The organism is Plectonema radiosum NIES-515, from assembly GCF_025753815.1.
Taxonomy (GTDB): Bacteria; Cyanobacteriota; Cyanobacteriia; order Cyanobacteriales; family Nostocaceae; genus Hassallia; species Hassallia radiosum_A.
This window is the reverse complement of the sequence record NZ_JAOWRF010000343.1, coordinates 4,612-13,104: the sequence shown is the minus strand read 5'-3', so window position 1 is coordinate 13,104 and position 8,493 is coordinate 4,612. Positions and strand designations below refer to the sequence as shown.

Here is an 8,493-nt window from a genome sequence, read left to right as displayed (position 1 = left end):
ACACCCCCATCCCCCTACCTCCCCCCCTCCCCCCCTCTCCCCATCCCCCCCTCCCCTACTTACGCGATTCACTGAAGATAATTAAAGAAACTTTATATAAGTAGTGAAAACACATATTAATATATGTGTCGAAAAAGTTTTCCGTAATTGCGGTGGCGATCGCTGTATCTATTGAGTATTGATAGATAAATACCACTCCTCATAAAGGGAGATACTATGTCACTGCAATCTGGATTAGATGCCTTTAAAATTGGACGTTATCAAGAAGCGATCGAATTACTAGAAGAATTCAGTCGAAATAGTGTTGATGAAACTTCTCCAGGCTATTTAAACGCGCAGATGTGGCTGTTGAAAGCGTATCAAGCCACTGGAGAAATTGAAAAAGCTTGCGACCTGTGTCAGCAGTTAATCAGCAGCGATAATTTAGAGGTACGCTCCTGGGCAGAAAAAGCTTACCCTACTTTACCTCAGGCTTTAAAAACGCCATCTCGCAAAATTGAAAAAAGCGAACGCGCTCCGACAGCTGGTGTCCAGTTGGCAATGAAGGGTGTTGGTGGTAGTTTAGCACTAGCATCTGGTGTCACCCTCACCTTGCTGTTTGGCATGGTGTTCGTTTTAGGTTTAGCCCTGGTATTCATTGTCAACAGCGATGCACCTGTAAATGGATTAGCGATCGCTCTGGCGATCGCTGTTATTTTCAACCTCGCTGCCTTCTTTCTATCTCCCTTTTTGATGGACTTAACCCAAAGTTGGCTCTACCATACTCGTTGGGTAGACATAACAGAAGTTGAAAATCTCAGTCCAGAAACAGCCAGAGTAATTCGTCGCGTTTGTCAGCAGAAAAAGCTAAAAATTCCCCGTTTGGGAATCATTGACGACGAAAACCCCACGGCTTTTACTTACGGATCATTACCCAATAGCGCTCGCTTAGTCGTCAGTCACGGACTTTTCACCTACCTAGATGATGATGAAATTGCTACCGTCTACGCCCACGAATTAGGACACATCGTCCACTGGGACTTTGCGGTAATGACAGTAGCTTCCACCTTAGTGCAAATTTGCTATTTGATTTACATCACAGCCAGAAACCTTGGACGTGGGGGTGGTGATAGCAAAATCAAAGATGCAGCACAAACTGCTGCCCTAGCTGCCTATGTGTTTTACTTTATCGGTACATACTTAGTACTGTACCTCTCCCGCACGCGAGAATACTTTGCTGACCACTTTGCCGCAGAAACCACCGGCAACCCCAACGGACTTTCCCGCGCTTTAGTAAAGATAGCCTACGGCATTTTAGAAGAAGGTTCCAGAACAAAAGAACCCAGCCGTTTAATTGAAGGTACTCGTGCCTTGGGTATTTACGATCATAAAGCGGCTGCGTCTACCGGAACCGCCTACCGCATTGCTTCCGATCCGCAAAAAATCGGTCGCGTCTTTTTGTGGGATATGTTTAATCCGTGGGGTTGGTGGATGGAGTTAAATTCCACTCACCCCCTGACTGGGAAACGAGTCCGCGCTCTTAGCACCTATGCAGAACAGCTTGGTTTAGCAACTGAATTCGACATGGGTCGAGTTATTGGTGAAGGCAAAACTCTCAATAAAAGTAAGCTTTATGGCAGCTTCTTCTTAGATGTTATCCTGTACGGTGCCGAAACCATTGGGTTTGCCGCCGGCTTAATTATTGGCGCTATTTTGTGGTCAAGTTCCCGCAACCCAGGTTTGATGCTGGGTTTACCACTCATCGGCTTAGGTTTAGGAGTGGCAATTAAAGCCTTGATTATGTTCCCCAGCTACAGCCAAGCACCAGAAACCGACATTCTCACCTTGATGTCAGACCCTTATGCTAGTCCGTTGCGTGGCAGACCTGCGAAATTGCAAGGTACACTAATTGGTCGTGGGGATTCCGGTTATAAATTTGGTTCTGACTTGAAAATTCAAGACCGCAGCGGGATGCTTTATTTGCATTATGCTTCGCGTTTTGGTCCAATTGGTAACTTCTTGTTTGGAATGAAACGAGTTGAAAGCTTGATTGGTGAATCAGTTGGTGCTGTAGGTTGGTTCCGTCGAGGTGTCGCACCGTGGATGGATTTAAGTCAACTTAACAGTGAAAGCGGCACCATTGTCAACAGTTACCATCGCTTTTGGTCATTCGTCTTCGGTGGCGGATCGATTATTCTAGGAGTGGTCATTACATTGTTTATGACCGGCAGATAGCTGTCAGAGTATTTCTAATTTATCCAAGCTGTAATTATCAAGGAGGTAGTAAGTAACTGCCTCCTTTTATTGTGTGGGTTAGATTGCCGCTTGGTGTTAAGGATTTTTAGTACTGATTTTAGACCTGTAGAGACGCGATCGGACGAAGTCTCTACACTCCTCGTCCGATCAGGCTTAACTGAACTGTATTGGGTTAGATTGCAATACGTTTGGTGTTATATCATGTCCGGTTTATTACTTAGAATAGACATCGACCGCTATGCTTATGATGCGTTATCTGAAACCCTATGATTAGACGTAGCAGTGCTACGTCTAATCATTGATTTTCAAATAGGTTGTCTATTTTCAAGTTGAGACGCTTTGTGTTTGTTGTGCAACTTCAGTTATTTTCGCAACGACTGGAAGATGCACAATATGGACAGAACTTGGTGCATGGTGAAGAACATAGTTACTGACGCTGCCTAGAAATAGTTCTTTTAAACCAGAGTGACCCCGACGCCCCATAATAATTAAGTCGGCACCCCAACTACGGCTGACATCACAAATGCAGCGACCAGGACTGCCAGAATTTTGGGTAAATTCAGTAGTGACACCTGCTATGTCTGCTTGGGTACAAAAAGACTGTAACATCTCTAGACTTTCGCGTTTAAAAGCGTTCCATTGCTCTTGGTAAGCTTCCAAGGTTTGAGCACGCACTCCTGAATAGTAGTCAAAACCAGAGTATGGAACAGGCACATAGGGACTGCCTTCTTCTTCAGCAGAAAGAACGTGTAGCAGCATTAAGCTCGCTTGTGTAACCTTCGCTAAAGCCAACGCTTGTTCAAAAACCAGTTTGCTCAACTCAGAGCGATCTAGTGCAACGAGAATTTTGTTAATAAACATATAAACACCGATTTTTTAGAATAATTATCATTTATTCGAGGGGGCAGGCGATCGCCATCTCCCATGTCTTTCCTCCTACACTTATGTTATAGACAAACAATTTGAGGATCTTGTGAGGAAAGGGGACTGCGTGATCAAGGGGGACAAGGGAAGGGGGACTGCGTGATCAAGGGGGACAAGGGGGAATTTCATGAGGGGAAAAGGTTAAAGGGTAAAGGGTAAAGGAAGAAAAGTTTTTCCCTTTTCCCCTTCCCCTTTTTCCTTCCTGCTGCCCAATGCCCAAAACTTAATTGCGATCGCCTGCGTCTACCCCTACAATTCAAGTAACTATTGGTCGCGTCGAAGTTCGCTCTTTGTAATTTTACTTCCACCCGTCACCGCCACGCGCTCTGTTCAACCCAAGCGCTCACCATCTGTTTGTTTACAACATTATTTGAAACAACGCCAAGGAGGCAAGTCATGAGTAACTCTCTGGCGATCGCAGCTGTTACGACAACGTTACGCAATCTGATTTCTCAAGCTGTTGCCCAAGAATTGGGTGATGGTATTGTGACAACGCAACCACCAGACAAGGCACGCTATCATCACGATAAAAATCAAATTAATCTCTTTCTCTATCATATTTTACCGAATGCCTCTTGGCGGACTATGGATTTACCCAATCGCGTCAAACCTGGGGAAATCGGTCAACCGCCATTAGCTCTCAATCTTTACTATATAATTACTTTTTACGGCAAAGATAATGATGATATCTTGGCTCATCGTCTGTTAGGAAAGGCGATGCATATTTTAAATGACTACGCAGTGCTAAACCCGGCTGATATCAAAATTAGCTTAAGCGAAAGCGATTTACACAATCAAGTCGAACGAGTTCGGATTACGCTTCAATCTATGTCGCTGGAAGATGTTTCTAAGTTGTGGAGAACTTTTCAAACTCAGTATCGCATTTCCGCCGCTTATGAAGTTTCAGTAGTAATAATTGAAAGCAGTCGTTTTGTCAAGACACAAAAGCCGATTTTAACTCGTGGTGGGGACAGCGAAATAGACATAGAAAGTGGAAAAGATGTAGAGACGTAGCACATGCAACGTCTGTTGGGGTTCTGGGTCACGCATAATTAATTTTCACTTCCTTTGTGTCTGATTCCCATAATTTTCTCAGTTATGGACAGCATTTGTATAGTCCCCCCCTAATTTGCGATGATGACTTGCGAATTCTTTCCCATTTCTTTCATCTTCTTGCCAAATTGGGATGCTCCCAAATTCCCATACCACTAAGGGAATAGGGAATTTTTGAGAATGCATTCTTGTTGTTAATTTGGCAGATTCAAATCACCTCAGATTTACAACAAGAATGCTAAATGCCTGCTAATCGAAGTATATTCTCGCGTGAAGTTAGACCAACAATTTCTCCTGTTTTTTCACCTTGCTTAAAAACGATGGTTGTAGGAACTGTTTTAATCCCGTACTTTTTTGTAACTTCATATGCATCGTCAATGTCAACTTCAACAACTTTTTATCGGAGTTCAATCTGAAAGCAGAAACCTAGTACTATATACATCAGTACTTTCTCATCCCCCACGTCTGCAAAAATAGCTTTATGTCAGAGCTCACTACACCTACAGTCAAGCCACGCATCCCTCATTTTTCCTCTGGACCTTGTGCGAAACGACCGGGTTGGTCTGTTTCCCAACTTGAAAAAGCCTGTGTAGGTCGCTCCCATCGCTCTGAAGCTGGTAAAGCCAAATTAGCAGAAGTGATTGAGCGTTCTAAAAAAATCCTCGGTGTTCCCGCTTCTTATCGTTTGGGTATCGTTCCAGCTTCCGATACAGGCGCTGTGGAAATGGCGTTATGGTCGATGCTAGGAAAACTTCCCGTGGATATTTTAGCATGGGAAAGCTTCGGGCAGGAATGGGTTAAAGATGTTTTAGATGAGTTGAAATTGCCAGAAACTCGTCATTTGAAAGCAGATTATGGTAGTTTACCAGACTTAAACGAAGTTGACTTTCAAAAAGATATTGTGTTTTTGTGGAATGGTACCACCTCTGGTGTTAGGGTAGAAAATGGTGATTGGATTAAAAGCGATCGCTCAGGATTGACAATTTGTGATGCGACTTCTGCCGTTTTCGCAATGGAAGTACCTTGGGAAAAGCTCGATGTCGTAACCTACTCCTGGCAAAAAGTATTGGGAGGAGAAGCTCAACATGGAGTAATTGTTCTTTCTCCCCGTGCAGTCGAACGTTTAGAAAGTTATAATCCTGAACGCGCAATACCCAAGCTATTTCGCCTAACACAAAAAGGTAAACTAATAGAAGGAATTTTTCAAGGTGATACCATCAACACACCATCGATGTTGTGTGTCGAAGATGCCCTGGATGGGTTGAAATGGGCAGAAAGTATTGGTGGACTTCCCGGTTTAATTAGCCGCAGTGAAGCGAATTTGCAAGCGATCGCTAAATGGGTTGAGCAAAGTTCTTGGGCAGCTTTTTTAGCAGAAAAGCCAGAAAATCGCTCTTGTACCTCAATTTGTCTCAAGATAGTCGATTCCTGGTTTAACGGCTTAACTCCAGAAGAACAGGCAAAATGTGCGAAGAAATTAGCAAAACTTTTAGAAAAGCAAGAAGTAGCCTTTGATATCGCATCCTATCGCTCCGCACCTCCAGGATTGCGGATTTGGGGTGGTGCCACAGTCGAAACCGCAGACATTGAAGCTTTGCTTCCCTGGTTGGATTGGGGATACGCTACAGTTAAAAGCGAAATTGAGAAACCAGTGTAATTTGGGCATGGGGCAATAGACATCTCCAGAAAACAATGTAGAGACGCGAAATTTCGCGTCTCTACAAGGATTTTGGGCAATGCATAATTAATTTCTACTCCTATGTCTATTGCCCATTGCCCCAGTCCCTATTTCAACAACCTCAGACCACTCAGAGTAACCAACACCGTAGAACCCTCATGCCCAATTACACCGATGGGTAAATTAACATTACCGAGAAAATTACCCACCAAAAGCAGAATAATGAAAGACAAAGCAACCGTTATATTCTGCTTAATTATGCCATGCGATCGCCTACCCAAATCCATTGCCACTGCAAGTTTCTCCAGCCGATCTGCCATCAATACAATATCTGCCGTTTCCAATGCTACATCACTTCCCGCAACCCCCATCGCAATACCTATAGAAGCCTGAGCTAATGCTGGTGCATCATTGATACCATCACCCACCATTGCCACTGTTTTATACTGCTTTTGCAAACGACGAATTACATCTAATTTATCTTCCGGCAAAAGTTCTGCATATACCTCATTTATACCAACACTTTGCGCTACACTGTCAGCAGTGCGCTGATTATCACCAGTTAACATAACGATTTGTTCAACTCCCAAAGCCTTTAAGCGAGCGATGGTTGCAGCAGCTTCTGCCCTCACCTCGTCAGCTAGAGCGATCAAACCTATCACCTCAGCAGATGAGAGAGAGGGGGGAGACAAGGGAGAGGGGGAGGACAAGGGAGATATAGGAATTTGTTTCTTACCCCCTTGTCCCCCTTGTCCCCCTTGTCCCCCTTGTCTCCCCATCCCCCCCTGCGCTACCCAAACGACTGTCTTACCTTCTTCCTCCAACACTGAAGCAGATTTCTGCAATTCTTCTGGTAAATTTGTGACATGCTTCTGCACAAAAGCAGCATTCCCCACAATTACCTGCTGCATGTTGTTGATACCGATAATTCCCTGTCCGGGGATAGCTTGCACTTCAACCGCACTCACCCAATTTAAATCAACAGCGGCTTTCACAATAGCTTTACCGATCGCATGTTCGGAAACTGATTCCACGGTTGCGGCAACTTTCAATACATCAGCTTGGGAATAATTACCAGCAGAAATAACTTGAAATACTTGCACAATACCTGTAGTTAGAGTACCAGTTTTATCGAAAGCGATCGCTCTCACTTTCCCCATCATTTCTAACTGACTACCATTTTTAAACAAAATCCCCTGTCTGGCACCATTGGCAATTCCCGATAGCAGCGTCGGCATTATTGCTGCCATCAACGCACAAGGAGAAGCTACCACCAAAAAGGTCAGCGCTCGATAAATCGTGGTTTCCCAATCCCAACCCAAAAGAAACGGTGGTAAAGTTGCTAGCAACACCCCAGCAATCACAATCAAGCGTGCATAACTCCTTTCAAATCTCTCAATAAACTGTTGGGAAGGTGGTTCCTCTGTCTGTGCTTGCTCTACTAACTTAATCACACGTTGAATTAAACTGCTTTCCGGTGGTTGATGTACCTTCAACTTCAGGGCACCATAACCGTTAAGCGTACCTGCAAACACTTCTTCACCCACCGTCTTTTCTACAGGTAAAGATTCCCCCGTAATTGCCCCTTGATTGATGCTGCTGTAACCTGATACAATCACTGCATCGGTAGGAATTAACTCTCCCGGTTTGACGACAATTTCATCCCCTACCTTTAACTGCGAAATAGAAACAGAAACTTCCCTTCCCTGACGTAAAACCATTGCGATATCTGGTGTCAGGCTCATCAAACTGCGGATACTGCGCTCAGTGCGTCGCATTGCGTAACCTTCAAGTGCCCCACTTATCGCAAAGATGAGAATCAAAATTGCCCCATCGATAATTAGGTGGTATTCCCGTTGCCATAAACCTAAACCAGCAGCACCTAACGCCGCCACTATCATGAGTAAATCGACATCGAGTTCTTTTTCTTGGAAAAGCGTAGTTAGCCCCTCGCGAGCGCTTTCGTAGCCACCAATCACATAAGCTGCCGGGAGTAGCAGCAATGCCAAGCCGAAAAAATTGAGATGTAAGGCGATCGCTCCCAAAAGTAATAATAGACCACAAGCGATCGCGGCTACCGTATCTGAATGTTCTTTGGTGAATTGAGTTAAGCGTTCTGGGTAGAGCATGAAAGTTGAACCAACACATACTCTCTCACCCTAAACCTTGACATTAATGTCAATGTCAAGAAAATAAATATCTAACAATGTTATAATCATTTGCCTCACCCGCCTGGAACTTAAGTTCCAGGCTCATAGCTGAAGTCCATTAAAATGGACTAAAATTCTTTCTAGTCTTCTTAAGAAGACTTGAGCTATGAGCCTAGGGTTTATAACCCAAGGCGGTTATGGACTGTTGGGAGATAATGGACTAAAATTCTTTCTAGTCTTCTTAAGAAGACTTGAGCTATGAGCCTAGGGTTTATAACCCAAGGCGGTTATGGACTGTTGGGAGATAATGGACTAAAATTCTTTCAAGTCTTCTTAAGAAGACTTGAGCTATGAGCCTAGGGTTTATAACCCAAGGCGGTTATGGACTGTTGGGAGATAATGGACTAAAATTCTTTCAAGTCTTCTTAAGAAGACTTGAGCTATGAGCCTAGG

At 44.1% G+C, this 8,493-nt stretch carries 5 protein-coding genes and 1 pseudogene; 3 read left to right on the top strand and 3 right to left on the bottom strand.

The window, feature by feature from the left end; translation table 11 throughout:
• The first annotated feature begins 216 nt into the window (after positions 1–216).
• Entirely contained in the window at positions 217–2,214 is a 1,998-nt protein-coding gene (locus OGM63_RS24360) for a zinc metalloprotease HtpX (RefSeq protein ID WP_263748255.1), read from the top strand.
• Positions 2,215–2,559: 345 nt separating this feature from the next.
• On the opposite strand, the gene OGM63_RS24355 is transcribed toward OGM63_RS24360, so the two are convergent.
• Positions 2,560–3,096: a universal stress protein gene (locus OGM63_RS24355; protein WP_263748254.1), complete on the bottom strand. Its 537-nt coding sequence runs from the start codon at positions 3,094–3,096 to the stop codon at positions 2,560–2,562.
• Between the two features lie 459 nt (positions 3,097–3,555).
• Between OGM63_RS24355 and OGM63_RS24350 the strand changes: the two genes are divergently transcribed.
• On the top strand, positions 3,556–4,173 hold the full coding sequence (locus OGM63_RS24350; RefSeq protein ID WP_263748253.1) for a Pvc16 family protein: 618 nt from the start codon (positions 3,556–3,558) through the stop codon (positions 4,171–4,173).
• A 277-nt stretch (positions 4,174–4,450) separates the two neighbouring features.
• On the opposite strand, the pseudogene OGM63_RS29985 reads toward OGM63_RS24350, so the two are convergent.
• Positions 4,451–4,597 (bottom strand): annotated as a pseudogene (locus OGM63_RS29985) (thioredoxin family protein); the annotation flags it as partial.
• A 96-nt stretch (positions 4,598–4,693) separates the two neighbouring features.
• Between OGM63_RS29985 and OGM63_RS24345 the strand changes: the two are divergent.
• Complete coding sequence (locus OGM63_RS24345; protein WP_263748252.1) at positions 4,694–5,869, top strand: phosphoserine transaminase; 1,176 nt, start codon at positions 4,694–4,696, stop codon at positions 5,867–5,869.
• 128 nt (positions 5,870–5,997) lie between these two features.
• On the opposite strand, the gene OGM63_RS24340 is transcribed toward OGM63_RS24345, so the two are convergent.
• Positions 5,998–8,019 (bottom strand): HAD-IC family P-type ATPase, encoded by a 2,022-nt coding sequence (locus OGM63_RS24340; RefSeq protein WP_263748251.1) that lies wholly within the window; start codon positions 8,017–8,019, stop codon positions 5,998–6,000.
• Between the last annotated feature and the right edge of the window lie 474 nt (positions 8,020–8,493).

Coding starts and splice junctions, on each gene's coding strand:
- OGM63_RS24345 (WP_263748252.1), top strand. CDS start 4,694: ATGTCAGAGCTCACTACACCTACAGTCAAGCCACGCATCCCTCATTTT.
- OGM63_RS24340 (WP_263748251.1), bottom strand. CDS start 8,019: ATGCTCTACCCAGAACGCTTAACTCAATTCACCAAAGAACATTCAGAT.
- OGM63_RS24355 (WP_263748254.1), bottom strand. CDS start 3,096: ATGTTTATTAACAAAATTCTCGTTGCACTAGATCGCTCTGAGTTGAGC.
- OGM63_RS24360 (WP_263748255.1), top strand. CDS start 217: ATGTCACTGCAATCTGGATTAGATGCCTTTAAAATTGGACGTTATCAA.
- OGM63_RS24350 (WP_263748253.1), top strand. CDS start 3,556: ATGAGTAACTCTCTGGCGATCGCAGCTGTTACGACAACGTTACGCAAT.